This is a genomic window from Streptomyces sp. NPDC002588 (genome assembly GCF_040295925.1).
In the GTDB taxonomy this organism is placed as follows: Bacteria; Actinomycetota; Actinomycetes; order Streptomycetales; family Streptomycetaceae; genus Streptomyces.
The window spans coordinates 234,467-261,146 of the sequence record NZ_JBEOWF010000009.1; the positions used below are offsets into that span (position 1 = coordinate 234,467).

Consider the following 26,680-nt stretch of genomic DNA (forward strand, 5'->3'; position numbering starts at 1 on the left):
GGTTGCGGGAGCGGGGCCGGAACATTGCGTACGGTCATCGGATCCTTCGGGCGGGGGGACGTGGGGAGCGGGGAGAAGGGGAAAACCTTGACCTCAACATTGATCGAGGTTCTACGGTCACTGCCATGAGCATGGACGCCATTGCTATGACGCAGCTGTACAGCGTCATGCACTCCCAGACGGAACACCGCCCCTTCGACCCCGCCACGCTGCGCCGCATCGGCGTGTTCGCCCGGCCGCACCGCCGCCGCATGGTGCTGTTCGTCCTGCTGGGGGTGGTGACCGCACTGTTCGCCGTGGCCACACCCGTGCTCGCCGGACGTGTCGTCGACGCGATCGTGTCGCACGGCGACCCCGGCCGGGTGGTGCGGCTGGCGCTGCTCATCGCGGGCATAGCGCTGCTGGAGGCGGCGCTCGGCATCCTGGGCAGGAGGCTGTCGGCGACGCTCGGGGAGGGGCTCATCCTCGATCTGCGCACGGCCGTGTTCGATCATGTGCAGAAAATGCCGGTCGCGTTCTTCACACGTACTCGTACGGGAGCGCTCGTCTCCCGACTCAACAACGACGTGATCGGCGCCCAGCGCGCGTTCAGCAACACCCTCTCCGGCGTGGTCGCCAACCTGGTCACCCTGCTTCTCACCCTCGCCGTCATGCTCACCCTGTCCTGGCAGGTCACCCTGCTCGCGCTCGTCCTGCTGCCGGTGTTCGTGATCCCGGCCCGGCGCATGGGCAGCCGGATGGCCGGCATGCAGCGCGAGGCGGCCGCCCTCAACGCGGCGATGGGCACCCGCATGACGGAGCGGTTCTCGGCGCCCGGCGCCACCCTGGTCAAGCTGTTCGGCCGGCCGGCCGAGGAGTCGGCGGAGTTCGCGGCGCGCGCCGCCCGGGTCCGGGACATCGGGGTACGCACCGCCACCGCCCAGTCGGTGTTCATCACCGCCCTGACCCTCGTCTCCGCCCTGGCCCTCGCCCTCGTCTACGGTCTCGGCGGCCGGCTCGCCCTGAGCGGCAGTCTGGAACCGGGCGCCGTCGTCGCCCTGGCCCTGCTCCTGACCCGCCTGTACGCCCCGCTCACCGCGCTCGCCGGCGCCCGCGTCGAGGTGATGAGCGCCCTGGTCAGCTTCGAGCGGGTCTTCGAGGTGCTCGACCTGAAACCGCTCATCGAGGAGAAACCCGACGCCCGCGAGGTCCCCGACGGCCCCGTGTCGGTCGAGTTCGATGACGTCCGCTTCGGCTACCCGTCCGCCGACAAGGTCTCCCTCGCCTCCCTCGAGGAGGTCGCCTCCCTCGACACCCGGGACGGCAGCGAGGTGCTGCACGGCGTCTCCTTCCGCGCCGAACCCGGCCACACCGTCGCTCTCGTCGGCTCCTCCGGCGCCGGCAAGTCCACCATCGCTCAGCTCCTGCCGCGCCTCTACGACGTCGACGGCGGCGCCGTCCGCGTCGGCGGGGTCGACGTCCGCGACCTGAGCGCGAGCTCGCTGCGGGCGACGCTCGGCATGGTCACCCAGGACGGGCACCTCTTCCACGACACCGTCCGCGCCAACCTGCTGCTCGCCCGCCCCGCCGCGACCGAGGACGACCTGTGGGACGCCCTGCGCCGCGCCCGCCTCGACACCCTCGTCGACTCGCTGCCCGACGGCCTCGACACGGTCGTGGGGGAGCGCGGCTACCGGCTCTCCGGCGGTGAACGCCAGCGCATGACCATCGCCCGGCTGCTCCTGGCCCGCCAGCGGGTCGTCATCCTCGACGAGGCCACCGCCCACCTCGACAACACCTCGGAGGCCGCCGTCCAGGAAGCCCTGGCCGAGGCACTGGAGGGCCGGACCGCCCTCGTCATCGCCCACCGGCTCTCCACGGTGCGCACCGCCGATCTGATCCTCGTCGTGGAGGCCGGGCAGATCGTGGAACGCGGCACCCACGAGGAACTCCTGACGGCGGGCGGCCGGTACGCGCAGCTGTACCGGACGCAGTTCGAGCAGCGCGCGGACGACGTCACCGTCTGAAAGTCCCACCGGTGGCCGTCAGCAGGATGGGCCATCCCAGGTGGCCCGTCCCGAAGAGGGCCGCCAATACTCCTTGCAGGAGTGGACGCCGAATTCCGGCTCGCGCTCCTTTTTCTCTGAAGAGTTTCTCCGGAGGGTTTCTCCGGAGAAACGTCGTCCTTCTCCGAGGGAAAGGCATCGAATGTCACGCTTGGCGCGTTCGGCCGTGTTCACCGCTCTTCTCGGCGCCTGTCTCCTGACCCCGGCGGCGGCCGGTGCGGCCGAAGCCCCCGACCGGGCCGACGGCGCGCCGGCCGGCGCCTCCGTCCTCTCCCGCAACTGGACCAGGCCCTGGGCCATCACCTTCCTGCCCAACGGGAAGAAGGCGCTGGTCACCGAGCGTTTCACCGCCTCCGTCTGGCTGCAGGGGAGCGACGGATCCAAGAAGAAGGCGGGCACCGTGCCCCACACGGTTCCCCCCTCCCCGAGCGGAGGCAAGGGCGGACTGCTGGGTGTCGCCCCCTCACCGACCTGGAACGGCACCACCGACAAGGACGTCTTCTTCATCCAGACGGCCGCCTCCGACATCCGGGTCGTCAGAATGCACTTCGACGGCGCCTCGCTCAGCGACTACAAGGTCGTCCTCGGCGGAATCACCCGGGGCGGCGACCACAACGGCGGAAAGCTCGCGTTCGGCCCCGACGGCTATCTGTACGTCAGCGTCGGCGACGCCCTGCACCGCAATCTCGCGCAGGACAAGAACTCGCTCAACGGGAAGATCCTGCGCATCACCAAGAGCGGTGCCGCGGCCCCCGGCAATCCGTTCGGCACCCGCGTCTACAGCCTCGGCCACCGCAATCCGCAAGGTCTCGCCTGGGACTCCCGCGGCAGGCTCTGGGAGACCGAGATCGGCGAGAACACGTGGGACGAGCTCAATCTCGTCGAGCCCGGCAGGAACTACGGCTGGCCCTCCTGCGAGGGGTCCTGCTCCAAGGCCGGGATGACCAACCCCAAGAAGGTCTGGCACCCGGACCAGGGCGGGGTGCCGTCCCAGATCGCCGTCAAGCGGGACGTCCTCTACGTCACCACGCTCCTCGGCCAGCGGCTGTGGGCACTGCCGATCGACGCCACCGGCAAGGGCGTCGGGACCGCGAAGGCCTACTACAGCGGCGCCTACGGCCGGCTGCGCGCGATCGCCAAGGTTCCCGGGTCCGACGAGCTCTGGCTCGGCACGACCGACGGCGGCGACGGCAAGGACCGCATCCTGCGGATCACCATCAAGTGACCCGCCGTCAAGTCGCCCGCCGTCCAGCGACTCCCTCCGCGCGAGTCCTACGGAGGGGTGCCCCCATGAAAGGAAGGTACGCACCATGACCGAGACCACCGAGCACACCGCACAGCCGGCCGCGACCACCGAGGCGCAGACCGACCGGGGAGCCTGGCAGACGCCCGGCTACACGGTCGTCGACACCGCGCTCGAGGTCACCGCCTACTCCCTCTCCGCCCGCTAACCGCCACCATGCTGCTGCAGGTGCTCGGTACCGCGGCCGGCGGCGGCATCCCGCAGTGGAACTGCGCGTGCCCCGGATGCTCCGGGGCACGCGCCCACCCCGAGCGCCGCCGACGCCACGCCTCACTCGCGGTCCGTACCGACGACGGCCGCTGGTACCTCGTCAACGCCACACCCGACATCGGCGACCAGATCGAGGCACACCCCGGACTCCACCCCGGCCCCGGGCCCCGGCAGACACCGATCGCCGGAGTGGTCCTCACCGACGCCGAACTCGACCACACCCTGGGGATCGCCCGGCTGCGCGAGGCCGACAGCCTGGAGATCCTCGCCACCGCCCCGGTCCGCCGGGCCCTCGACGAACGCCTCCGCCTGAGTGCCGTACTGGGCCCCTACACCGACCTGACCTGGCGGGACCTGCCCTGCCACGGCGCGCGGCCGCTGCCCGGCGACCCCGGCGGCCCGCCCGACACCGGCCTGATGATCAGCGCCGTACCCGTCTCCGCCAAACGCCCCCGGTACGCCGCCGACGCCCCCGAGGACGACGCCTGGGTCGTGGCCCTGCGTCTCTACGAACCGGCCACCGGACGGACGGCGGTGTACGCCCCCGCCGTCGCCGTCTGGTCCGAGGCGCTGCACCGCGTCGCCGCCGAGGCCGACTGCGTCATCGTCGACGGCACCTTCTGGGACGACGAGGAGCCCCGCCGCACCGGCATCTCCACCCGCACCGCCACCGGCATGGGCCATCTGCCCGTCGACGGACCGGGCGGCACCGCGGGCATCCTCGCCACCCTGTCCGCCCGCTGCCTCTACACGCACCTCAACAACACCAACCCCCTCGTCGACCCCGGCGCGGCGCAGCACAAGCGGCTCGCCCGCGTGGGTATCGAGGTGGCCGAAGACGAGATGGTGATCGAGCTGTGACCACGACACTCGCCCCACTGAACGAGCCCGCTCAGACCGAGCCCTGGAGCCCGGCCGAGCTGGAGGACCGGCTGCGTGCGGTCGCCCGGGAGCGCTACCACGACCGCCACCCCTTCAACGTCCGGATGCACGAGGGCGACCTCACCCCGGCCGAGGTGCGCGGCTGGATCGCCAACCGCTTCCACTACCAGCGGCACATCCCCGTCAAGGACGCGCTGATCACCGCCAAGCTGGACTCGCCGCACCTGCGCCGGATGTGGCTGCGGCGGATCGAGGACCACGACGGCCGCGCGGAGGGCGAGGGCGGTATCGAGCGCTGGCTGCGGCTCGGCGAGGCGGCCGGCCTCGACCGCCGGACCCTGCTGGCCGGAGACACCGTCCTGCCGGGCGTACGGCTGGCGGTGGAGGGCTACGTCAACTTCTGCCGTCTGCGTCCGCCGCTGGAGGCGGTCGCCGCCTCCCTCACCGAACTGAGCGCACCCGGTCTGATGCGGCTGCGCGTCGACGCCTTCGAACGGCACTACCCCTGGATCGCCGCGGACGGCCTCGCCTACTTCCGCACCCGCGTCGACCAGGGCCGCCGCGACAGCACGGAGGCGCTCGCGCTCGTCCTGGAGTGGGCCCGCACCCCTGATGAGCAGCGGCGGGCCGTGGCCGCGCTGACCTACAAGTGCGAGGTGCTGTGGGCGCTGCTGGACGCCGTACAGGGACAGGGGTGAGGTCCGTGCCCGGCGGCGAGTGGTGTCCCGCCCTCGCACGCGCCCTGATGCTGCGCCACGACCCCGTGCGCGGCAGGGACCTGCTGGTCCTGCCCGAGCGGGTCGTCGTCCTCGAAGGACACGCCGGTCAGGTCGTCGGGCTGTGCGACGGCACCCGCACGGTACGCGGGATCGTCGACGAGCTGACCGAGCGTCACCCCGGCGCCCCCGTCGCCACCGAGGTCCCGCCCTTCCTCGACCGGCTGCACCGGGAGGGCTGGCTCACGTGATCCCCCGCCCCTGGGCCCTGCTCGCCGAGCTCACCCACGCCTGCCCGCTGCACTGCCCGTACTGCTCCAACCCCCTGGAACTGGCCCGCCGGTCGACGGAACTCACCACCGACGACTGGGCGGACGTCCTGCGCCAGGCCGCCGCGCTGGGCGTCGTCCACACCCATCTCTCCGGCGGTGAGCCGCTGCTCCGCCCCGACCTGGAGCGGATCGTCGCCGCCGCCGAGGCCGCCGGCATCTACACCCAGCTCGTCACCAGCGGCACCGGCCTGCACGAGGCCCGGCTGACCGCGCTGCGGGAGGCCGGCCTGCGCAGCGTCCAGCTGTCCGTGCAGCACGCCGAGCCCGGCGCGAACGACCGGATCGCCGGACGGCCGTCCGCCTTCGCCGCCAAGGAGCGGGCCGCGGCCCTCGTCCGCCGGGCCGGGCTCCCGCTCGGTCTCAACGTGGTCCTCCACCGTGACAACCTCGGCGCCGTGGACGCCCTGATCGACCTGGGCGAGGCCTGGGGAGTGGACCGCATCGAGCTGGCCAACACCCAGTTCTACGGCTGGGGCCTGCTCAACCGTGCCGCGCTGCTGCCCACCCGCGACCAGCTGGCCCGTGCCCGGGACACCGTCGAGCGCGCGCGGGAGCGGCTCGCCGGGCGGATCGATCTGGTCTGGGTCGTCCCCGACTACTTCGACGGCGTCGCCAAACCCTGCATGGGCGGCTGGGGGGCGGTCTCCCTCACCGTCACCCCCGACGGCACCGTGCTGCCCTGCCCGGCCGCCGCCTCCCTGCCGGACCTGGACGCGCCCAACGTCCGGGACCGTCCGCTCGCCTGGATCTGGGACCGGTCCCCGGCCTTCGGCCGCTATCGGGGCACCGAGTGGATGACCGGACCCTGCGGCACCTGCCCCCGCCGTACGGAGGACTTCGGCGGCTGCCGCTGCCAGGCGTACGCCCTCACCGGCGACGCCACCCGCACCGACCCGGCCTGCGCGCTCTCACCCGACCACGCGCTCCTGCGCACCCTCACCGACACCGACACCGACACCGACACCGCACCCGACACCGACAGCGGCACCGGCGGGCCGGCCGCGCAGGACCCGCCGCCGTACGTCTTCCGGAGCCCCGGGGCGGTCCCCGCTACTCCTCCTCGCTCGCGATCGCGTTGAGCGCGGCGGCGGCGATGGCGCTGCCGCCGCGACGGCCCCGGACCACCAGGTACTCCAGCCCGGACGGGTTCGCCACCAGCGCGTCCTTGGACTCGGCGGCCCCGACGAAACCGACCGGCACGCCGATGACCGCGGCGGGCCGCGGCGCGCCCTCCTGGATCATCTCCAGCAGCCGGAACAGGGCTGTCGGGGCGTTCCCGACGGCGACGACCGAGCCTGCCAGCCGGTCGCGCCACAGCTCCAGCGCGGCGGCGCTGCGCGTGGTGCCGAGCCTCGCCGCGAGCTCGGGGACGGCCGGGTCGGAGAGTGTGCACAGCACGTCGTTGCCGGCGGGCAGCCGCCTGCGGGTGACCCCGCTGGCGACCATCTGCACATCGGTGAGGACGGGCGCGCCGGCGCGCAGGGCCTCGCGGGCACGGGCCACGACGGAGGGCGAGTAGGCCAGGTCGCGCACCAGGTCGACCATTCCGCAGGCGTGGATCATCCGGACCGTGACCTGGCCGATGTCGGCGGGGAGCCCCTCGAGGTCGGCCTCCGCGCGGATGGTGGCGAAGGAACGGCGGTAGATGGCCGCGCCGTCCTTCTCGTAGTCGTAGCTGGTCACGGTGTTCGGCATGGCGGCGAGCATACCCACGGCGGCCGGTCACCGGTGCGCCCGCGCCGGCCTGCAAGGACCCCTACAGCGCGCGGGCGACGAGAAGCGCCACGTCGTCGTGGTCGTCGGGGTGGCGCAGACCGTACAGCAGCAGGTCGCAGATCTCCTCCAGGGGCCGTTCGGGTTCGTCGAGGAAGCCGAGGAGGACGCTCAGCCGGTCGTCGATGGGGTGCTGCCTGGTCTCGACGAGGCCGTCCGTGTAGAGGACCAGCAGGTCGCCGGGGGCGAGAACGGTCGTGACGGTCTCGAAGGGGATGCCGCCGACGCCCAGCGGTGCCCCGGTGGGCAGTTCGAGCAGGAAGGCGGCGTGGCCGGGCCCGGCCAGGGCGGGCGGCATGTGGCCCGCGTTGGCGATCCGGCACCGCCGGGTGCGGGGGTCGTACACGGCGTACAGACAGGTCACGATGTAGTGCTCCAGATCGCAGGTGATCTTGTCCAGGTGCTGGAGCACGGCGCCGGGATCGAGGTCGAGGTCCGCGTAGGCGCAGGTGGCGGTCCGCAGCCGGCCCATGGTGGCGGCCGCGTCGATGCCGTTGCCCATGACGTCCCCGACCACCAGCGCGGTCTTGTCGTCGGACAGCGGGATGACGTCGTACCAGTCGCCGCCGACCTCGCTGGTGGCCTGCGCGGGCTGGTAGCGGGAGGCGAGGTCGAGACCGGCGTGATGCGGCGGATGGTCCGGCAGCAGACTGCGCTGGAGCGTGAGGGCGGTGTTGCGCACGCTCTCGAACCAGCGGGCGTTGTCGATGGCCACGGCGGCACGGCCGGCCAGCTCGGCGGCGAGGACCACGTCGTCCTCGTCGAACGGCAGCGGGTTGCGGGTGCGTTTGAGGTCGAGGGCGCCGAGGACCTCGCCGTGCGCGATCAGCGGCACGGCGAGGTACGAGTGGACGCCCGCGCGGGCCAGCATGGAGCCCGCCTCGGCGTCCCGGGCGATACGGGGGATGTCGTGGCTGCTCACGTGCCGGATCATGACCGGCCGGCCGGTGTGGACGCAGAGGGTGACCAGACGGTCGCCGTCGTAGGCCGCCAGGTCACCGGGCGGGTCGGCGGCCCGCAGGGCCACCGTCGGATAGGCGGCCTTGAGCGCGAGGGACCGGAAGAGCTCCGGGCCGTGGTCCGGCCGGCGCGAGCGGCGGCAGGCGAGGGCCGCGTCCAGGACGTCGACGGCGGCCACGTCGGCGAGCTGCGGGACGGCGATCTCGGCCAGCTCGCGGGCGGTCTGCTCCACCTCCAGGGTGGTACCGACCCGGGTGGAGGCCTCCGCGATGAGGGCGAGGCGCCGCCGGGCCCGGTCGGCCTCGGCCGCCGCCCGGTGCCGTTCGGTGACGTCGACGACCGAGGCGGCCGCGCCCAGGATCCGCCCGCCCGGGTCCTCCAGCCGGTAGAAGGACAGCGACCAGGCGTGCTCGTGCTCGGGGTCGGCCGGCGGGCGGCCCACGTGGTACTGGTCGAGCAGCGGGGTGCCGGTGGTGAGCACCTGGCGCAGTGCGGACTCGATGGTCTCGACGTCGGGCAGCGGCAGCGTCTCGCGCAGCAGGCGGCCGACATGGTCCTCGGCGGGGATGCCGTCGATACGTTCCAGCGCCGGATTGACCAGGAGGTAACGCAGATCCGGGTCCAGCAGGGCCAGCCCGATCGGCGACTGGCTGATCAGCCGCTCGCACAGGGCCAGGTCGGTCTCGACGCGCTGGAGCAGGGCGTGGTCGGCGGCGATGCCCAGGGCGTAGACGCCACCCGCGTCGTCCTGCAGCCGCATGTTGCGGAACTCCATCAGACGGCTGGTGCCGTCCTTGTGCCGGATGGGGAAGGCGCCGGCCCAGCTGCGGCCGGTCTCCAGCACCTCCGTGAACAGGCGCACCACGGCCTTGAGGTGCTGGGGGTGGATGAACAGCCGTGCCGCGTACTTCCCCAGGGCCTCCCGCGCCGAGTATCCGAAGAGCTCCTCCGCCTGCGGGGTCCAGAAGACGATGCGCCCGTCGGCGTCGAGGACCAGCGCGGACACGCTCAGGACGTCCAGCAGACCGGTGGGCGGGGGCGTCTCGGGGCCGTACGCGTCACCGTCGGACCGGAAGGGTTCGGCCGTCATCCCAGATCCTCCTCCCTTCCATGCTGCCCCCGGGCCCGCCCGTCCGACAGTGCAGGCGCGGGAGCTCGCGCCGGGCCATGCGCGTCGGCCGGACCGCGAACACAGATCGCCCCATCCACCTGCCCGTGGCGCTCCGTGACGCTCGGCTGACCTGCGAGGTCTCCGACGCCGGCAGCACCGCCCCGCGGCTGAGGCACGCCCGCAGCACGGACGAGGGGCCGCGGCCTCTTCCTGGTGGCCGCCTCGCCCATCGCCGGGCGCCCGGTCGGACATGCCGGGATGGTAGACCGGAGCCGTGCCCCCGACCACACCGCTCTCCGTCACCGACCTCGCGGCCGGGGCGGCGGACACCGACCTCCTGGACGCCGACGCGAGCCCCCACCGGCCGTTGCTCGTCGTCGACCTCGACCTGGCCCCCGCGCCGACGGCCGCCGACGTGCGGCACGCGGTCCTCCGGGCCGGCGCGGGCGAACGGCTGCTGGTGGGCCGTACCGCCCGCGACGTCCCCGACTGCCCGACCGTCCTCCTGGACGCCCTGGATCTGACCCTCGTACGAGCCCCGCGCGACCGCCACCGCGCGGTGGCCGCCACCGGTTCCCCGGCCACGGTCGCCGTCGAGGACCCGGCGGCCGAGTCGGAGTTCCTGCGCGGCCGGGCCGAGCAACAGCCCCAGGCGGCCCTGGTGCTGCGCCAACTCCTCAGGCTGTCGGGGCAGCTGCCGGTGCCGCAGGCACTGGACGCGGAGTCGCTGGCGTACTCGACACTGCTCGGCGGCGCGGGCTTCGCCGCCTGGCTCACGGCGCGCGGCCCGCGGCCCGCACCTCCGCCCGCGAGCGGCGAACCCGTCCTTTTGCGCCGCGAGGGCGCCGTGCTGCGGATCACGCTCGACCACCCCGAGCGGCGCAACGCCCACGGCGCGCGGCTGCGGGACGCCCTGTCCGCCGCCCTCGACGTCGCCCTCTGGGACCCGGGCGTGCGCGAGGTGATCCTGGACGGCAACGGCCCCTGCTTCAGCTCGGGCGGCGACCTCGACGAGTTCGGAACCGCCACGGACCTCGCCCGGGCGCATCTGATCCGCACCCGGGCCGGAGCGGCGACCCGTCTGCACGCCCTCGGCGGCCGGCTCACGGCGCGGCTGCACGGCCACTGCGTGGGCGCCGGCATCGAGCTCCCGGCCTTCGCCTCCCGCGTCGTGGCCGCCCCCGACACCCGGATCCGCCTGCCCGAGCTGGACATGGGCCTGATCCCCGGCGCGGGAGGCACCGTCAGCCTGCCCCGCAGGATCGGCCGCCCCCGCACCCTGTACCTGGTCCTCGACGGCCGCCCGGTCACCGCCGAACGCGCCCTGGCCTGGGGGTTGGTGGACCGGGTGGCGGATTAGGGGGTGCCGGACGGCGCCCCTCAGACGTTACGGCGGTACTGGCCGCCCACCTCGAAGAAGGCGTCGGTGATCTGCTGGAGCGAGCAGACCCGGGCGGCGTCCATGAGGACGGCGAACACATTGCCGCCGCTGACCGCCGCCTCCTTGAGGGCGGCCAGGGCTGCGTGGGTCCGGTCGCGGTGGGAGACCTGGTAGTCCCGTACGCGCTCCAGCTGGGACTGCTTCTCCCGCTCGGTCGCGCGGGCGAGCTCGACGACGCCGGGCTCGGCGGTGTCCGCGTGGGGCCTGCGGAAGGTGTTGACGCCGATGATGGGCAGGCTGCCGTCGTGCTTGCGCTGCTCGTAGAGCATCGACTCGTCCTGGATGCGGCCGCGCTGGTAGCCGGTCTCCATGGCGCCGAGCACACCGCCGCGCTCGCTGATCCGCTCGAACTCCAGCAGCACCGCCTCCTCCACGAGGTCGGTGAGCTCGTCGATGACGAACGACCCCTGCAGGGGGTTCTCGTTCATCGCCAGGCCCCATTCCCGGTTGATGATCAGCTGGATCGCCACGGCCCGGCGGACGGAGTCCTCGGTGGGGGTGGTGACGGCCTCGTCGTAGGCGTTGGTGTGCAGGCTGTTGCAGTTGTCGTAGATCGCGATGAGCGCCTGCAGGGTGGTGCGGATGTCGTTGAAGTCCATCTCCTGGGCGTGCAGCGACCGCCCGGAGGTCTGGACGTGGTACTTCAGCTTCTGCGACCGGTCGTTCGCGCCGTACTTCTCCCTCATCGCCACCGCCCAGATACGGCGCGCCACCCGGCCCAGGACCGAGTACTCCGGGTCCATGCCGTTGGAGAAGAAGAACGACAGGTTGGGGGCGAAGTCGTCGATGTGCATGCCGCGGGCGAGGTAGGCCTCGACGTAGGTGAAGCCGTTGGCCAGGGTGAAGGCGAGCTGGCTGATGGGGTTCGCGCCGGCCTCGGCGATGTGGTAGCCGGAGATGGACACCGAGTAGAAGTTGCGGACCTTGTGGGCGATGAACCACTCCTGGATGTCGGCCATCATCCGCAGGCTGAACTCGGTGGAGAACAGGCAGGTGTTCTGGCCCTGGTCCTCCTTGAGGATGTCGGCCTGCACCGTGCCGCGGACGCTCGCCAGCGCGTGCGCCCGCAGGCCTTCCTCCTCCTCGGCTGAGGGTTCGCGGCCCTCGGCGGCCCGGAAGGCGTCGATCCGCTGGTCGATCGCGGTGTTCAGGAAGAACGCCAGGATGGTCGGCGCGGGGCCGTTGATCGTCATGGACACCGAGGTCGTCGGTGCGACCAGGTCGAAGCCGTCGTAGAGCGCCTTCATGTCGTCGAGCGTGGCCACCGAGACGCCGGAGGTGCCGACCTTGCCGTAGATGTCGGGGCGTTCGTCCGGATCGCGGCCGTAGAGCGTGACCGAGTCGAAGGCGGTGGACAGCCGGGTGGCGGGCTGGCCCTCGGAGAGCAGCTTGAAGCGCCGGTTGGTGCGGAACGGGTCGCCCTCGCCGGCGAACATCCGCGCCGGGTCCTCGCCGTCGCGCTTGAAGGGGAACACCCCGGCGGTGAAGGGGAAGTGGCCCGGCAGGTTCTCACGCCGCCAGAACCGCACCAGCTCCCCGTGGTCGGTGAAGCGGGGCAGGGCGACACGGGGGATCTTGTTGCCGGAGAGGCTCTCGCGGGTCAGCCGGGTGACGATCTCCTTCTCCCGGACCTTCACCACCTGCTCGTCGCCGGAGTACGACGCGACGACCGCCGGCCAGTTCTCGACCTGTCCCGCGATGTCGTGCGGCAGCCGCTTGCGGGCGTCCTCCAGCAGGGCCCGGACGTTCCCGGCGTCCGAGCCGGCCTCCTCCAGTTCGGCCACCACCTCCGACAGCCGCTGTACCCGCCGGGCCGACTCGGCCAGTCGGCCGGTCTCGGCGTGGTAGGCGCGCACGCTGTCGGTGATCTCGGCGAGATAGCGCACCCGGTCGGCGGGGACCACCTGCCGGATGCCGGAGGAGTGACGCACGTCGACCGGGGCCAGTGCGCCGTCGGACAGCGACAGCCCCTGCTCGGCCAGGCCGGCCTTGAGGTGCTGGTAGAGCGCGGTGACCCCGTCGTCGTTGAAGGTGGCCGCCGAGGTGCCGTACACCGGCATGTCCTCCGGGCGCTTCCCGAACGCCTCACGGTTGCGGACCAGTTGACGGCCCACGTCCCGCAACGCGTCCTTGGCGCCCCGTCGTTCGAACTTGTTGATGGCCACGACGTCGGCGAAGTCGAGCATGTCGATCTTCTCCAGCTGCGAGGCGGCGCCGAACTCCGGGGTCATCACGTACAGCGAGGTGTCGACGAACGGCACGATCGCCGCGTCGCCCTGGCCGATGCCCGGCGTCTCCACGATCACCAGGTCGAACCCGGCGGCCTTCACCACGTCGATCACGTCCGCCAGGTGCTCGGGCAGCTCGTGGCTGCCGCGCGTGGCGAGGCTGCGGAAGAACACCCGGTTGCCGTCCAGGGAGTTCATCCGGATGCGGTCGCCGAGCAGCGCGCCGCCGCCCCGGCGGCGGGTCGGGTCGACCGCGATCACCGCGATCCGCAGCTTGTCCTGCTGGTCGACGCGGAAGCGGCGCACCAGTTCGTCCGTCAGTGAGGACTTCCCCGAGCCGCCGGTGCCGGTGATGCCCAGCACCGGCATCACCCGGGCCGCCGCCGCGGCCCGCAACTGGGCGAGGAAGTCCTCCGGCAGTCCGCCGAGTTCGGCGCCGGTGATAGCGCGTGCGATCGCGAACCGGTCGCCCGCGAGCACGGCCGCCACGTCGGCGGGTTTGCCCTCCCACAGATCGAAGTCGCAGTCGCGCACCACCGAGTTGACCATCCCGGCCAGGCCCATCCGCTGCCCGTCCTCCGGGGAGAAGATGGTCACCCCGCCGGCGCGCAGCCGGGTGATCTCCTCGGGCACGATCACCCCGCCCCCGCCGCCCACCACGCGCACATGGTCCGCGCCCTGCGCGCGCAGCGACTCGACCAGGTACTCGAAGTACTCCACGTGCCCGCCCTGGTAGGACGAGACGGCCACGCCGTGCGCGTCCTCCTCCAGCGCCGCGTCCACGACCTCCCGCACCGACCGGTTGTGACCGAGATGGATCACTTCCGCGCCCTGGGACTGGAAGATCCGCCGCATGATGTTGATCGACGCGTCGTGTCCGTCGAACAGGGCCGAAGCCGTGACCAGACGGACGGGATGCACGGGCCGGTGCAGATGGTTCATGGGGGCCTTCCCGGACAGAACAGGAAACACTGACGACGCTGGTCCACTAATACTAGGACGTCCTAGTAAATTTTGCTAGGACGTCCTAGCAAACCACTCCTGCCGGGGCACCGCCATGGCAGCTCCCTCACCAGGGCGGAGTTCCCCGGAGCCGCGGCGATCATGGCTCCGGGGAACCGCTCGTGTCTCACACGGTCAGCCGAGATTCTCCGCGGGCTCCAGGAGCTTCCTCCGCGCGGTAGGCACCGACTTCTCCTTGGCGGCTCGGTGCGGAACGAGGACACGGCCCACGATCACCGCGTAGAACAGGCCGGAGGCCAGCACCAGGGCGAAATCGGGCGCGTGCAGGGTGAGCATGCGCCAGAACGCGGCCCCCACCCACAGCAGTGCCGTGGCGCCGTTCCAGACCCAGACGCCGAGTCGGAAGCGTCTGTTCGTGTTCCGGCCCGCCGCCGCCGAGCCGGTGGGCCGCCACGCCTGGCGTCTGCCGCGCGCGATGTCCCAGATGGCGAACAGATGGGCCCAGCCGTACAGCAGACGTACGGCCCACGCCTCGATCCGGTAGGGGCATCTGTGCCACCACGGGAAGACCAGCACCGTGTAGATGACGCTGGGCAGGACCAGCAGCATGTACTGGACCTTGAGTTTCTCGGGCATGGCCACCAGCAGGGCGATCGGGAGCAGGGGGGCCACGAAGGTGAAGAGCGCCGTGTGGAGGTAGTAGAGGAAGCCGGAGAAGTAGCAGAGCCGGGTGGTGAGTCCGAGCTTCGCACTCCAGAACTTCTTGCTGCCCAGCAGGCTCATGGAGCCCGAGCACCAGCGGTACTGCTGGTGGTAGAACGCGCTCACGTTGTCGGGACAGTTGCCGGTGGCGAGGGGGATCGGCACATAGCGCAGCTTCCAGCCCAGACGGCCCAGGTCGAAGCCCGTGTGCACGTCCTCCGAGTGCTCGATCAGCGTCGTACCGCCGTTGGCCTCCAGGGCGGCCCGCCGGTACACGGCACAACTGCCCACACAGATGGCGCCGCCGTGGGACTGACGGGAAACCTGGATCGCCCGGTAGAACAGTTCCTGGACGGAACCCGCGCCGCGCTCGATCCACGTCTGCCGGTCGGAGACGCGGAAGTACTGCGGTGACTGGACGATTCCGGTTTCCGGATCGTGCTCCATGTACGGCAGCAGTTCCTCCAGCAGATCCGCCCGGGGGGCGAAGTCCGCATCGAGGATGAGGATGTAGTCCTCGTCGGAGATGCCCAGCCCGTAATGCAGGTTGCCGGCTTTCTTGAACCAGCCCCGGTTTGGCCGGCTTCCGTAGACGAAGCCGAACTCCTGGGCCATGGCGGCGAGTTCCTCGGAGGCGGAGTCGTCGAGTACGTACGGGGTGGCCCGGCCGGGATATCGGTCGACGAGCCGGCGCACATGCGTCCAGGTGTTCTCCAGGACGTCGAGGGGTTCGCCGCACACCGGCAGGAACACGGCGACCGTCGGATAGGCCTCGGGACGCCATTCCCGGACCAGCCGGCGGTGGGCCCTCAGGTCGAAGTCGGGGGTGAAGCCGTTCACCCGCAGGGAGACGACGTAGTAAAGGATGCTGAAGACCAGGCACGGCAGCAGGACGAACAGCCATGGCGAGGACTGGACCAGCTTGAACTGGCTGAAGGCGAGACAGCTCATGCTGATGAGCGAGGCCGCCGTGAGTACCCAGAGATGGCGTCTCGCGTAGGAGTACTTCTCGTCGTCGTCCGGGGGCTGGGGGAGTACGGAGGCGGTTGCCTCCCCGGACCGACGGGTTGTCTGTGGCTCGGCCTGCTGTCGGTGCGTCTCCATTTTGGTGTCAAAGGAATCAAGGCTCAAGGTGTGCTCCTTGAAGGGGGGCGTCACCTCAACCACTAGCCACGGCGGGTGTGACCAGCCCGTTCTGCTGGGCTGATTGCTGCACGGCTCGCTCGAAGGAAGGATTCGCCGGTGTGGCGCCCACCGGAGAACGGAAAACGGCGGCGGCCGCGGGGTGAACGGATTCGCGATCTGCAGACGGGTGAACATTTCCAGCGGCTCGGACGAATCGCGGTGACGGTGCATCAAATATGACGTGTCCTTTCGTCATATTTGCGTTTCGGCACCCACCCAAGGAACTGGAGGCAGAAGTGCCCTCACCCACGTCCCGCAGCCGCCGCGCCGCCTGGACCTCGCTGGCCCTCGCGGGGGCGCTCGGCCTGCTCCCCGCGGCCCCGGCGCACGCGGCGGAAGACGGAAAGGCCCCCAAGGCCAGAACTCCGATCCAGACCTGGGGCAAGCTCCATGTCTGCGGCACACAGCTCTGCTCAAGAGCCGGCAAGCCCGTCCAGCTGCGGGGCATGAGCACGCACGGCACCCAGTGGTATCCGCAGTGCCTGACCGGCGCCGCGCTGGACGCCCTCGCCTACGACTGGAAGGCGAGCGTGCTGCGCGTCTCGACGTATGCGCGTGAGGGCGGCTACCACGCGGACCCGAAGAAGTTCACCGAACTGGCAAGCCGGCTGGTCGACATGGCGACCGCCCGCGGGATGTACGTCATCGTCGACTGGCACACCATCCATCCCGGCGACCCGCACGAGGACCTCGACAACGCGCTGAAGTTCTTCAAGGCGATCGCCGAACGCCACAAGGGCAAGAGCAATGTGATCTACGAGATCGCCAACGAACCCCACCACGTGCCCTGGTCGACCATCAAGCGCTACGCGGAGAGGGTCATCCCGGTGATCCGCAGCCGCGATCCCGACAGCGTGATCCTGGTCCCGACCCGTGCGTGGGCCACGATGGGCTTCGCGCTGCAGTCCGACGAGAAGGAGGTCGTGGCCGATCCCGTCCGCGCCACCAACGTCATGTACACGTTCCACTTCTACGCCCAGGCGGGGCGGGAGCAGTTCCTGCGTGTTCTGGACCGCGCCTCGGCCAAGCTCCCCGTGTTCGTCACCGAATGGGGCGCCGCGTCGTGGAACGGCAGGAACAACGACTTCCCCATGGCGCAGAAGTACATCGACCTCATGGCCAAGAGGAAGATCGGCTGGACGAACTGGGCCCTCTCCGACAACCACAAGGATCTCTCGGTCTTCAAGAAGGGCGCCTGCAGTGCCGGAAAGTTCGCCGGCCCCGGTGCTCTCTCGCCGGGCGGTGTCTGGGTCAGGAACAAGGTCAGGGGCTGAGGAGCAGCCGGCGGCGGCGACCGGCAACGCCGCGCCGGCGGCCCCGCCCGGTCCCAGGGCCGGCGCACCGTCCGCCGTCAGAACCGTCTCGTCGGGGTGGACCATCCCCTGGGGCGTGAACTGGCTGCCGGACGGTTCGGCGCTGATCAATGAACGGGACTCCCTCAAGCTCTTCAAGGTCACCCCGTCCGGCTCCCGGTCCGAGGTCGCCGCCGAACCCCGCATCGCCGCTCCCGGCAGCGGGGAGACGCTCCTCGTCGCCCGGATGACCTTCGGCGGCTCCAGGCCCACCGGCTACACGCCGCTCGTCACCGGCATCAAGGCAGGTCTGCACAACGGCGGCCGCCTCAGGTTCGGCCCCGACGGCCACCTCCACGCCACCACCGGCGACCCCGACGACCCCGACTCCGCGCAGGACAGGAACTCTCTGAACGGCAAGATCCTGCGCCTGACCAAGGAGGGGAAGCCGGCGCCGGGCAACCCCTTCGGCAGCCTCGTCCACTCCTACGGCCACCGCAATCCGGAAGGCCTCGCCTGGGACGACCGGGGCCGTCTGTGGGAGACGGAGATCGGCGAGGACACACATGACGAGCTGAACCTCGTCAGCCCGGAAAGAACTACGGCCGGCCGGCCTGCGAGGGCGACTGTGCCAAGGCCGGCATGACCGACCCCAGGCACCAGTGGCACCCGTCGGCGAACGGCTGTGGCGCGTCCCGGTCACCGACTCCGGCACCCCGGTCGCCTACTACACCAAGGGCTTCGGCCGGCTGCGGGACGTCGTGAAGGCGCCCGGCAGGAACGCCCTGTGGGTCACCACCGACAAGGCGGGAAAGGGCGCGGACCGAGTGCTCCAGGTGGAACTCGGCTGACCCCGGCCCGGCGTTCGCACCGAGAGGTCCCCGGAGCCGCACCCCTCAGGCCTCCGGGGACCTCGTCGCCGACGGGCCGGTGCGAGCGGACGCGAGTCCTGGAACACCCGGGCCCCCCGCGGGGCGGTTGTCGCAGTGGCCCGGATGTTCCAGGACATCGAGGCGCCGAGCGGCGTTGCATCAGCGCGGCGGCCTGTCCCCGGATTCCACCAGGCAGGGACCGCCGATCCATGGACAAACCTGCACTGAATCGCGGACCCTCAAGCCCGTTACAGGTCAGTGTGAGTCCTGGAACACCCGGCGGCAGCTGACCGGAGACGCGATCGTCGTACGCTCCGGAGGACCCTCGATCCGGTCCTGGTCGGTGTCGACGGCCAGGAGGGTTTCCAGGCCGGTGAGATCGCCCGACTGCGCTGCGCCGACAAACGCTTCCAGAAGTCGCTGGTGTTCCGCCGTGCTCACCGGTCTGGGCCGATCGGTGAAAAGGCGCTTGTGGGCTCGGCTGACGATCTGACGGGTATTCACCTGACTGAGCCGGAGATTGTCGGCGATCTGGCTGTAGGGGTAGTCGAACGCCACCCGGAGAACGTAGGCGGCCCGTTCCGTGGGGTTCAGCTTCTCGAGGAGCAGGCGCAGGGCCAGTTCCAGTGCCTCTGCCCGCTCGGCCCTGGCGACCGGGTCCGTGCTGGTGTCGGCCGTTTCGACGAGCTTCGGCTGGGCCCCGGTCCTATGCCGTGCATGGGTGGACTGGGCAACGTTGAGGGCCAGCCGAGCGGCGGTGCGGGCCAGATAGGCGGGAGGATCCAGCACCCGGGCACGGTCGGCGTTCTGCCATCGCAGCCACGCCTCCTGGACGACGTCCTCGGCCTCGGCCGTGCTGCCCAGTACGCGGAGCGCGATATGAAACAGCCGCGGGCGGATCGCGACAAAGGCCGACACCGCGCTTTCCAGCGTTTCAGCGGAAGCTGTCTGTGGGGAGTTCATGTCTTCTCCTCTTCTCCCGGCTTGTCGACCACCTGGACAAGCCGGGAACAGCCTCCACTCGGTCCCGGGCCGAAACATCGGTCATCCGACTGCGCGCGATCCGCGGCGGGTACGGGGCCGGGGCCGATCGTCGCCTGCCGGCTGATGGTGAGGTCGCGGTCGACGTGTGGGTGACCGAGGCCGACAGGTAGCATGTGGCCGGTATCGACCCGTTGCCGGAGGAAACTCCACATGCTGAGCCCGATGCCTGCTGTGCTGACAACCGAGCGTCCGGCCGGGGCCGAGCGTTCTCCTGCCGCGCGGCTCGACGATGCCAGGAGCAGCGCCGACGGCCACCCCCGGGCGGAAGCCGGGACCACTTCCTCGCGACGCCTGCAAAGGCCGGAACCAGCACTCGCGCGATGATCGGCCGGGACGAGGAGCTGCATACCCTGCGCGGGCTGATGGCGGACGCGGCGGCCGGCCACGGCAGCGCGCTGCTGGTCCACGGCAATGCCGGCGTCGGCAAGACGGCTCTGCTGCGCACCGTCGCCGCCGACGCTGCCGAGAGCGGCTTCAGGGTGCTGTACACGTCCGGAGTGGAGACCGAGCAGTGGCTGCCGTTCGCCGCACTGCAACTGCTGCTGCAACCGGTCACCCGTGGTGTCAAGAACCTGCCGGCCCCACACCGGCTGGCACTGAGCGGCGCGTTCGACACCACGGAGATCGAGCCCCACATATTCCGCGTCGGCCTTGCCGTACTGGAACTGCTCGCCGACGCAGCCGACCGACAGCCGCTCCTGCTGCTTGTGGACGACCTGCAGTGGATCGATTCGTCCAGCCGCGACGTACTCAGGTTCGTCGCCCGGCGCACCGGTGACCTGTCGATACTGGTCATCGGTGCCTCCCGGATCCGCTTCCGTGACTCGTACCGGCCGAGCACGCACCCGGACCTCTGTCTGGAACCACTCGGCCGGACGGCCGCCGCCGACCTGCTCGACGCGGGCGCCCCCGGCCTGCCGCCGCCGGTGCGGGCGCTCGTCCTGGAGCGCGCCGCGGGTAATCCGCTGGCCCTGGTCGAGCTGCCCAAGGCGGTGCAGAGCAGGTCCGCGCACATGGACGACCTGCCGCTGACCGAACGGCTGGAGGCCGCGTTCGCCGCACGCACCGACTCGGCGAGCCGGGAGTGCCGCACGTTCCTCCTGGCCCTGGCCGCCGAGCCGACCGCACCGCTGAACCGGCTGCTGGAAGTCGCCGGCCGCCTCTCCGGCACGACGGTCTCCGTGGACGCACTGCAGGAGGCGGTCGACGCGGGCCTGGTCACCCTGGTCGGCCGTACCCCCGAGTTCGGGCATCCGCTGATGCGCTCGGCGATCTACACGCGCGCCGCGGTAGCCGATCGACTCGCCACCCACCGTGCCCTCGCAGCCGCGATGGACGACACACCCGATCGCCAACTCGCCCACCAGGCGATGGCAACGATCGGCCCGGACGAGGAACTGGCCGCCCGGCTCGAGCGTTTCGCCGACGCCTCGCAGGCCCGGGGGAAGGTGACGGCGGCCGTCCCGGCCCTGCGCCAAGCCGCCGAACTCGTCGACGACGCGCGCCGCCGGACCGGCATCCTGGTCCGGGCGGCCGAGCTGGCCAGCGAGATCAACGACCGTATCCACACCCAGATGCTGTTGGACCGCGCCGACATGGACGTGCTCGGCCCACTCGAGAGGGCCCGCCTCATGGTGGTGTCCGACAAAGCCGCATTCGAACCGGACGAGCCGAACCGACGGATCCACGACATGGTCACCGCGGCGGCCGGAGCGTTCGACGCGGGAGACGCGGACGTCGCCGAGAACCTGCTGTGGCGTGCCGCCGCACGATGCTTCTTCCAGGACGGCGACGCACAGGTGCGGGCTCAGGCCGCGGCGGAACTGGATCGATGGAACCCCGATCCGAACGCCCCCCATGTGCTGACGGTACGGGCGTACACCGAGCCGTACCGAGACGGAGCCGATGTGCTCGCGCGGCTCGACGGCCTCAGGCCCGACCGTGCGGACGGCCGGATCCTGCATTTCCTCGGCAGCGGCGCGATGGTCATCGGCGATACCGCCCGAGCCACCCGGTACCTGGCCCTGGCGGCTGCGGCGTGGCGGTCGCAGGGCAGGCTCGGGCTGCTCGCACGCTCTCTGGCCGGTGCCTGGCCGCGGGTGTACCTCGGTCAGCTCGACCGGGCTCGCGAGGAGTCCGCCGAGGGCCTCGTCCTGGCCGAGGAGACCGGGGAACGGATCGTCTGGCTGGGACTCAAAGCGACCGCCGGCCTGGTGGCAACGCTGCGCGGTGAGACCGAGGCCGCGGCGCGGGCGGTTCGCGAACTGCGCTCCCACGGCCTGTTCCCCGGTATGCCGTTCGTCACCGTGATGGTGCAGCAGATCGAGGGTCTGCTCGCTCTCCTCGACGGCCGCACGACTGAGGCATTCGACCTTTTCGCGCGCGCGTTCGATCCGGCCGACCCGCACTACCACTCGGTCAGCCGCTGGCTGATCGCGCCGGACCTCGCGGACGCCGCGGTTGCGGCGGGCACCGTGGACCAGGCCCGGGAACTGCTGGCAGAACTTCCAGAGCTGGCCCTCCGGCTGCCCTCGGAAATGATGGTGGTCGCGCAGGCGTACACCGACGCGGTGCTGGCTACTGACGACACGGCGGAGGAGCGTTACGCCGCGGCGCTCACCGCGATCCCGGCCGGCTGGACGCTGTCGCACGCCCGACTGCACCTGCACCACGGCCGCCGGCTACGCCGCCAACGCCGCAACGTGGACGCCCGCAACCCGCTGCGCGCGGCCCGCGACGCGTTCGACCGGGCCGGCGCGCAGCCCTGGGCCGAGATGGCCCGCGAGCAACTGCGTGCCGCCGGCGAGTCGAGCGGTCGACGGCAAGCGAACACCGGCGAGCAGTTGTCGGCCCAGGAAAGGCAGATAGCCGAGCTGGCGGCACAGGGGCTGAGCAACCGGGAGATCGGCCAGCGGCTGTTCATCTCACACCGCACCGTCGGAGCCCACCTGTACCGCATCTATCCACGCCTGGGCATCAGCAGCCGGGGCAAGCTCGCCGCCGCGCTTGCCGCCCTCCACGAAGAAGGCCCCGCGGTCAACTCGTCCGCCGCCCCGGAATGAGCTGTCGGCGCCGGCCGGCCCGAGCGGGCAAGGCTGTACCGATGCAGCTGCCGTGGAACAGGTCCCACAGCAGCTCCCGGCGCCGGCAGCTCGGTGATCGAGGGCGGCTGTCACACCCTGGTGCCCTGTCCTGTCTATACGGCTGACGGACAAGGAACAGAGGGAACCATGCGTGACATCTTGATCGTTGGTGGTGGCTATGCGGGCTTCTACACCGCGTGGGGCCTGGAGAAGTCGTTGCGGACGGGAGAGGCGCGGGTGACGGTTGTCGACCCGCGCCCGTACATGACGTACCAGCCCTTCCTGCCGGAGGTGACGGCCGGTTCGGTCGAGGCACGCCACGCCGCTGTCTCGTTGCGGCGTCATCTCCGCAAGACCAGGCTGATCGCGGGGGCTGTGACGGAAATCCGTCACGCGGACCGGACGGTCACTGTCCGGCCCGCGGACGGAAGCGACTACGAACTCCGCTACGACATCCTCGTCGTCACCGCCGGCGCTGTGACCCGTACCTTTCCGATACCCGGTCTGGCGCAGCAGGCCATCGGCCTGAAGCACGTGGAGGAAGCGGTCGCCGTCCGCGACCGGCTGCTGACCGCGTTCGACCAGGCGGCGTCGCTGCCACCGGGCGCCAAGCGGCGGAAGCTGCTCACCGTCACGTTCGTGGGCGGCGGTTTCTCCGGCGTCGAGGGCTTCGGTGAACTGCTGTCGCTGGCGACCGCGATGCTCAAGTCCTACCCGGAGTTGAGTCTGCAGGACCTGTCCTTCCACCTGGTCGAGGCCCGGGACCGGATTCTGCCCGAGGTGAGCGACGGGCCCGGTGCGTGGGTGGTGCGCTCCTTGGAACGCCGGGGCGCGCACGTGCACCTCAATACGCAACTGCTCTCCGCGGTGGACGGGCATGTGGTGCTCTCCAGCGGCGAGGAGTTCGATTCGGAACTGATCGTCTGGGCCGCCGGCAACGCCTCGAACCCGGTCGTGCACAACCACACTGACCTCCCGGTCGACGAGCGGGGCCTGCTCGTGGTCCGGGCAGATCTCCGCGCGGGCACCGACAGCCGGCCCGTGCCGGACGTGTGGGCGGCCGGCGACGACGCGGCCGTCCCCGACCTGGCCTCGCCCACCCCTGGTGCGCGGACGGTGCCGAACGCCCAGCACGCCGTACGGCAGGGCAAGCGTCTCGCCAAGAACATCGCAGCGAGCCTGCACGGCGGGAAAGTCCGCAACTACCGTCACAGCAGCCTGGGGGTGGTGGCGACACTGGGGCTGGGGCGCGGGATCTTCCAGTACAAGAGCATCGTCATCAAGGGACTTCCCGCCTGGCTGATGCACCGGGGCTATCACGTCCTCGCCGTGCCCACCTGGGAGCGCAAGGTCCGTGTTCTGACCGTCTGGCTGACCGCCGCCCTGTTCGGCCGGGATCTGGTTTCCCTCGCCTCGGTGCAGCATCCGCGAGAGGCGTTCGTCGCGAGCGGCGGTCCGCAGCGCACCGGCGGGAGTCCGGCGAGCGACCGCCCGGCCGCGTGAGGGCGCGGCCGGGCACATGTGCTGCGGACCGTCCGGCTCGGTGACGCCCGGCGGTCGGAGACACCGTGTCACACGGTGGCAGAAACGGGAGCGGCGCGTCTGCCGGGTACGGGTGGCGGGAGCGGCGGTTTCAACAACAGTGGCGCCTGCAGGCCGACGAGCTCACCCTGAACTGCTTCCGCCCGAGGGAAGGGCTTCGACATGAGGATCGTTGCGATCGATGACGGTGGTGGACCCATGGGCGTCGAGACCGCTGCCGGAGTCAGCGACCACGCAGTCTCGAGCACTCTGTTCGATCACCCGCGCCACCCGGCTCGTCGAGTCCGCCGGCGACATCGCCCATGCCGCCGCAGCAGACGGGATCACCCCCGTGGCGCCCGCCCGGATCAGGCCGGAGTGCAGCCGGGCTGCAGTGCCGGCCGTGCCCGCTTTCCCGTGCCCGCGGGAGGACGGCCGAGTACGGCAGGGAAGCCATGGCCGATGAGGTGAGGTGTCTGAACGCCACGGCAATGGCCGTGAGCCGGCGACGTGGTGCCGGCGGTGCGCCGTACAGCTCAGTGCGCGCCGGGATGCGCTGTGCATCGGGCCGTCCGAACCCGCCCGGATCCGGTATCGCCCCAAACCGGGCTTCCTGTTTTCCCTCTGGAGCACACCATGGATGCGAGTGAGGAGGCCGCGCGCGGCCTGACCGACATCGAGACGTTCCTGTACTGGGAGGCTCATCTGCAAGCGGCACATCGGCGCGTGGCGGATTTCACCGCACGGGCGCCGGGGCTGACCCGGGAGCAGAAATCGCATGTCGAGCGGTGGTACCTCGAAGAGCAGAGACACGTCGCCCGCATGGTGACCGAGCACATCGCCGACGCCATCAGCGGGGTGGAGCGGATACACCACATCCGCTTCGGGCGATGGCTGCGGGGCACACTCATCGCGATGGCACTCATCACCGTGGTGATGGTCTGGGTGTGCGTCGCTGTGATCATGGGAGCGTCGGGCTGACGCGGTACGGGACAGCCCTCAGCCCGACGTCGCCTCGCCTTCGAGCCGCATGACGCGGATCTCCTTGCGGGAGGAGATGCCGAGCTTCGAGAACACCTTGCGCAGGTGCCATTCGACCGTGTGAGGGCTGAGGAACAACTGGGCGCCGATCTCGGGGTTGGTGAGTCCTTCGCCGACGAGACGGGCGATCTGCGCTTCCTGGGGCGTGAGAGCCGTGTGCGCCGCGGTGGCGGCGCGTTTGCGAACCTTCGCTCCGGTGGCCTGGAGCTCGCGTCGAGCCCGTTCCGCGAAGGCCTCGGCCCCGATCTGGCTGAGCATTTCATGGGCGGTGCCCAGTTGGACACGGGCGTCGACCCGGCGGCTCTCGCGGCGCAGCCACTCGCCGTAGAGGAGTCGGACGCGGGCGGTGTCCATCCGTACCTCGGTGTTGCCGAGCCGCTCGATCGCCTCACGGTACAAAGCGTCGGCGACCTGCCCGTCGCTCACCAGAGCACGGGCGCCGGCCGAGGTGCCAAGAGCCCAGTCGGTGCCGCTGGCCTGCGCCATGTCGCTGATTCTGCGGACCGCTGCGGCTGCGTCGGCCGGCCTTCCGAGGCGTACCGACGCCTCGATGAGTTCAATCGTCGACTGGAGGAACAGGCCGAGTTCCTCCGGGTTCTCGCAGCCGCGCTCGGCGGCCGCGTAGGCCTCCTCGTACCGGCCAAGGCCGTTGTAGAGCACCGCCGCCGCCCATTGCGTGGCGGTCACCACCTTGCCTTCCCCTTGCAGGAGGAGGTCCTGGGTGATGGCTTCGATCGCCTGGCGGGTCGTGGCCTCCCGGCCCTTCCACGGTTCGACGACCAGCGCTCCGTAGTGCGCGAAGAAAGTACTGCCCATCGCCTCGCCGATCGCGGCCGCCTCCACGACGAGCGAGTCGGCGCCGGCGAGGTCGCCGGCGAAGACCCGATTCGACAGGCGCAGGAGGAGAGCCGGCGGCAGCACGGACAGAGCTCCCGTCTCGCGTGCCAGGTCGACCAACCGCGCCGAGAGCACCGACCAGGTCTCGAAGTCCCACGTGCTGTGAGCCATACGGCAGGCGAGCGTGAGCCAGCCGAGACCGTCCTCCCGCGAGACCCCGTCGGCGCGGAACGCGGCCAGCGCCTGGAGCAGCATCGGTGCGCCGGTGGCGTAGCCCTCTGTGGTCATCCGCGCCAGGCCCCCCAAGAGCAGATCCTCGCGCGCCGGTTCAGCGGGCGTCGGTGCGCTCAGCACGGCCCTGGCCACTTCGAGGATCCCTCCCTTCGGTAGTCGGCCGGCAGTGAGAGCCGCGTAGATCGCGTCCCGGTAGGTCTCACGGGCGAGCCGGGCGTCAAGCGGCTCGAGTCGCCTGGCCGCTTCGAGCAGCAGCGGCAAGCCGGCGCTGGCGCTCTTGGACGCGGACATGATCCGACCGCGCAGCAGTTTCGACTGTGCGGCTCCGAGCTCGTCGAGGGGACCCAGTTCCGCCGCGTCCGCCAGTTCTCGCGCGGCGTCGAACGCGCCGGCCTGATACTTGGCCTGTGCCGCTGCCAACGCTCTGGCTCCCCGGCGTACGGGGTCGGGGGTCAGCTCGGCGGCTCGATCGAGAAAGGCTGCCGCCGCCGCGATGCCGCCGCGCGCCTGCGCCCGGTCCGCGGAGCGCTCCAGCTCGGCGGCCACCGTCTCGTCGGGTCCTGGGGCCGCTGCGGCCAGGTGCCAGGCCCGTCGATCGGGATCGAGCCGAGCGTCGGTCGCGTCGGCCAGCGCCTGGTGCGCCTTTCGGCGGTCGTTCGGGCCCGCCGCGCGATAGGCCGCCGAGCGCACCAGTGGGTGCCGGAACCGCACGCGGGTGCCGAGTGTGATCAGCTCCGCCACGTCGGGGTGCGACGCGGCGGCGTCGACGTCGATCCCCAGTCGCTCGGCCGCGCGTCTCAACAGCGTCATGTCGCCGACCGGCTCGGCGGCCGCGGTGAACAGCAGGCGTTGTGTCTCGGCCGGAAGCGAGCGGACGCGGCGGAGGAATCCCTGCTCGAGCTGGC

Annotated in this window: 20 protein-coding genes and 1 pseudogene; 15 read left to right on the forward strand and 6 right to left on the reverse strand. The window is 71.1% G+C overall.

Going from position 1 to position 26,680, the window contains the following annotated elements:
* Nucleotides 1–131: 131 nt before the first annotated feature.
* The 7 genes from ABT057_RS13140 (at nucleotide 132) to pqqE (ending at nucleotide 6,567) form a co-directional block, all read left to right on the forward strand.
* Nucleotides 132–2,006, forward strand: coding sequence for an ABC transporter ATP-binding protein (locus ABT057_RS13140; RefSeq protein WP_352342872.1), 1,875 nt, complete (start codon nucleotides 132–134; stop codon nucleotides 2,004–2,006).
* A gap of 181 nt (nucleotides 2,007–2,187) precedes the next feature.
* Nucleotides 2,188–3,270, forward strand: coding sequence for a PQQ-dependent sugar dehydrogenase (locus ABT057_RS13145; RefSeq protein WP_352342835.1), 1,083 nt, complete (start codon nucleotides 2,188–2,190; stop codon nucleotides 3,268–3,270).
* A gap of 85 nt (nucleotides 3,271–3,355) precedes the next feature.
* Nucleotides 3,356–3,496, forward strand: a complete 141-nt coding sequence (gene pqqA, locus ABT057_RS13150; protein WP_352342837.1) for a pyrroloquinoline quinone precursor peptide PqqA — start codon at nucleotides 3,356–3,358, stop codon at nucleotides 3,494–3,496.
* 8 nt (nucleotides 3,497–3,504) lie between these two features.
* On the forward strand, nucleotides 3,505–4,419 hold the full coding sequence (gene pqqB / locus ABT057_RS13155; protein ID WP_352342838.1) for a pyrroloquinoline quinone biosynthesis protein PqqB: 915 nt from the start codon (nucleotides 3,505–3,507) through the stop codon (nucleotides 4,417–4,419).
* On the forward strand, nucleotides 4,416–5,138 hold the full coding sequence (pqqC, locus tag ABT057_RS13160; RefSeq protein ID WP_502973876.1) for a pyrroloquinoline-quinone synthase PqqC: 723 nt from the start codon (nucleotides 4,416–4,418) through the stop codon (nucleotides 5,136–5,138). The genes pqqB and pqqC overlap by 4 nt, the downstream gene beginning before the upstream one ends.
* Nucleotides 5,135–5,407, forward strand: a complete 273-nt coding sequence (pqqD, locus tag ABT057_RS13165) for a pyrroloquinoline quinone biosynthesis peptide chaperone PqqD (protein WP_352342840.1) — start codon at nucleotides 5,135–5,137, stop codon at nucleotides 5,405–5,407. The genes pqqC and pqqD overlap by 4 nt, the downstream gene beginning before the upstream one ends.
* Nucleotides 5,407–6,567 (forward strand): pyrroloquinoline quinone biosynthesis protein PqqE, encoded by a 1,161-nt coding sequence (gene pqqE, locus ABT057_RS13170; RefSeq protein WP_502973881.1) that lies wholly within the window; start codon nucleotides 5,407–5,409, stop codon nucleotides 6,565–6,567. The genes pqqD and pqqE overlap by 1 nt, the downstream gene beginning before the upstream one ends.
* On the opposite strand, the gene ABT057_RS13175 is transcribed toward pqqE, so the two are convergent.
* Both ABT057_RS13175 and ABT057_RS13180 read right to left on the reverse strand, forming a co-directional pair.
* Nucleotides 6,539–7,183 carry a precorrin-8X methylmutase gene (locus ABT057_RS13175; protein ID WP_352342842.1) on the reverse strand — a complete coding sequence of 215 codons (645 nt, stop codon included), beginning with the start codon at nucleotides 7,181–7,183 and terminating at the stop codon, nucleotides 6,539–6,541. The genes pqqE and ABT057_RS13175 overlap by 29 nt on opposite strands.
* A 61-nt stretch (nucleotides 7,184–7,244) precedes the next feature.
* The gene (locus ABT057_RS13180; RefSeq protein WP_352342843.1) at nucleotides 7,245–9,311 is read right to left on the reverse strand and encodes a SpoIIE family protein phosphatase; all 2,067 of its coding nucleotides are present in this window, start codon (nucleotides 9,309–9,311) and stop codon (nucleotides 7,245–7,247) included.
* A gap of 131 nt (nucleotides 9,312–9,442) precedes the next feature.
* Between ABT057_RS13180 and ABT057_RS49170 the strand changes: the two are divergent.
* Nucleotides 9,443–9,551: pseudogene (locus ABT057_RS49170) on the forward strand (ATP-binding protein); the annotation flags it as partial.
* 55 nt (nucleotides 9,552–9,606) lie between these two features.
* A complete protein-coding gene (locus ABT057_RS13185) occupies nucleotides 9,607–10,692 on the forward strand; it encodes an enoyl-CoA hydratase/isomerase family protein (protein ID WP_352342845.1) in 1,086 nt (361 codons plus the stop codon).
* A gap of 20 nt (nucleotides 10,693–10,712) precedes the next feature.
* Here the strand turns inward: ABT057_RS13185 and icmF are convergent, their stop codons facing one another.
* Together icmF and ABT057_RS13195 are read right to left on the reverse strand one after the other, a co-directional pair.
* Entirely contained in the window at nucleotides 10,713–13,943 is a 3,231-nt protein-coding gene (gene icmF / locus ABT057_RS13190; protein ID WP_352342847.1) for a fused isobutyryl-CoA mutase/GTPase IcmF, read from the reverse strand.
* A gap of 195 nt (nucleotides 13,944–14,138) precedes the next feature.
* Nucleotides 14,139–15,770: a glycosyltransferase family 2 protein gene (locus tag ABT057_RS13195; protein ID WP_352342848.1), complete on the reverse strand. Its 1,632-nt coding sequence runs from the start codon at nucleotides 15,768–15,770 to the stop codon at nucleotides 14,139–14,141.
* A 317-nt stretch (nucleotides 15,771–16,087) separates the two neighbouring features.
* On the opposite strand from ABT057_RS13195, the gene ABT057_RS13200 reads away from it, so the two are divergent.
* The 3 genes from ABT057_RS13200 to ABT057_RS13210 all read left to right on the forward strand — a co-directional run bounded on the left by ABT057_RS13200 (nucleotide 16,088) and on the right by ABT057_RS13210 (nucleotide 17,994).
* Nucleotides 16,088–17,125, forward strand: a complete 1,038-nt coding sequence (locus tag ABT057_RS13200; protein ID WP_352342849.1) for a glycoside hydrolase family 5 protein — start codon at nucleotides 16,088–16,090, stop codon at nucleotides 17,123–17,125.
* A 115-nt stretch (nucleotides 17,126–17,240) separates the two neighbouring features.
* The gene (locus tag ABT057_RS13205) at nucleotides 17,241–17,789 is read left to right on the forward strand and encodes a PQQ-dependent sugar dehydrogenase (RefSeq protein ID WP_352342850.1); all 549 of its coding nucleotides are present in this window, start codon (nucleotides 17,241–17,243) and stop codon (nucleotides 17,787–17,789) included.
* Nucleotides 17,790–17,805: 16 nt separating this feature from the next.
* Nucleotides 17,806–17,994 carry a hypothetical protein gene (locus ABT057_RS13210; RefSeq protein WP_352342851.1) on the forward strand — a complete coding sequence of 63 codons (189 nt, stop codon included), beginning with the start codon at nucleotides 17,806–17,808 and terminating at the stop codon, nucleotides 17,992–17,994.
* Between the two features lie 276 nt (nucleotides 17,995–18,270).
* On the opposite strand, the gene ABT057_RS13215 is transcribed toward ABT057_RS13210, so the two are convergent.
* A complete protein-coding gene (locus ABT057_RS13215) occupies nucleotides 18,271–18,978 on the reverse strand; it encodes a sigma-70 family RNA polymerase sigma factor (protein ID WP_352342852.1) in 708 nt (235 codons plus the stop codon).
* Between the two features lie 401 nt (nucleotides 18,979–19,379).
* Between ABT057_RS13215 and ABT057_RS13220 the strand changes: the two genes are divergently transcribed.
* The 3 genes from ABT057_RS13220 to ABT057_RS13230 all read left to right on the forward strand — a co-directional run bounded on the left by ABT057_RS13220 (nucleotide 19,380) and on the right by ABT057_RS13230 (nucleotide 24,644).
* A complete protein-coding gene (locus tag ABT057_RS13220) occupies nucleotides 19,380–22,121 on the forward strand; it encodes a helix-turn-helix transcriptional regulator (RefSeq protein ID WP_352342854.1) in 2,742 nt (913 codons plus the stop codon).
* Between the two features lie 168 nt (nucleotides 22,122–22,289).
* The gene (locus ABT057_RS13225) at nucleotides 22,290–23,645 is read left to right on the forward strand and encodes an NAD(P)/FAD-dependent oxidoreductase (protein WP_352342855.1); all 1,356 of its coding nucleotides are present in this window, start codon (nucleotides 22,290–22,292) and stop codon (nucleotides 23,643–23,645) included.
* 654 nt (nucleotides 23,646–24,299) lie between these two features.
* Nucleotides 24,300–24,644: a hypothetical protein gene (locus ABT057_RS13230; RefSeq protein WP_352342856.1), complete on the forward strand. Its 345-nt coding sequence runs from the start codon at nucleotides 24,300–24,302 to the stop codon at nucleotides 24,642–24,644.
* 18 nt (nucleotides 24,645–24,662) lie between these two features.
* Here the strand turns inward: ABT057_RS13230 and ABT057_RS13235 are convergent.
* A partial coding sequence (locus tag ABT057_RS13235; RefSeq protein ID WP_352342857.1) for a helix-turn-helix transcriptional regulator occupies nucleotides 24,663–26,680 on the reverse strand: 2,018 nt, incomplete at its 5' end.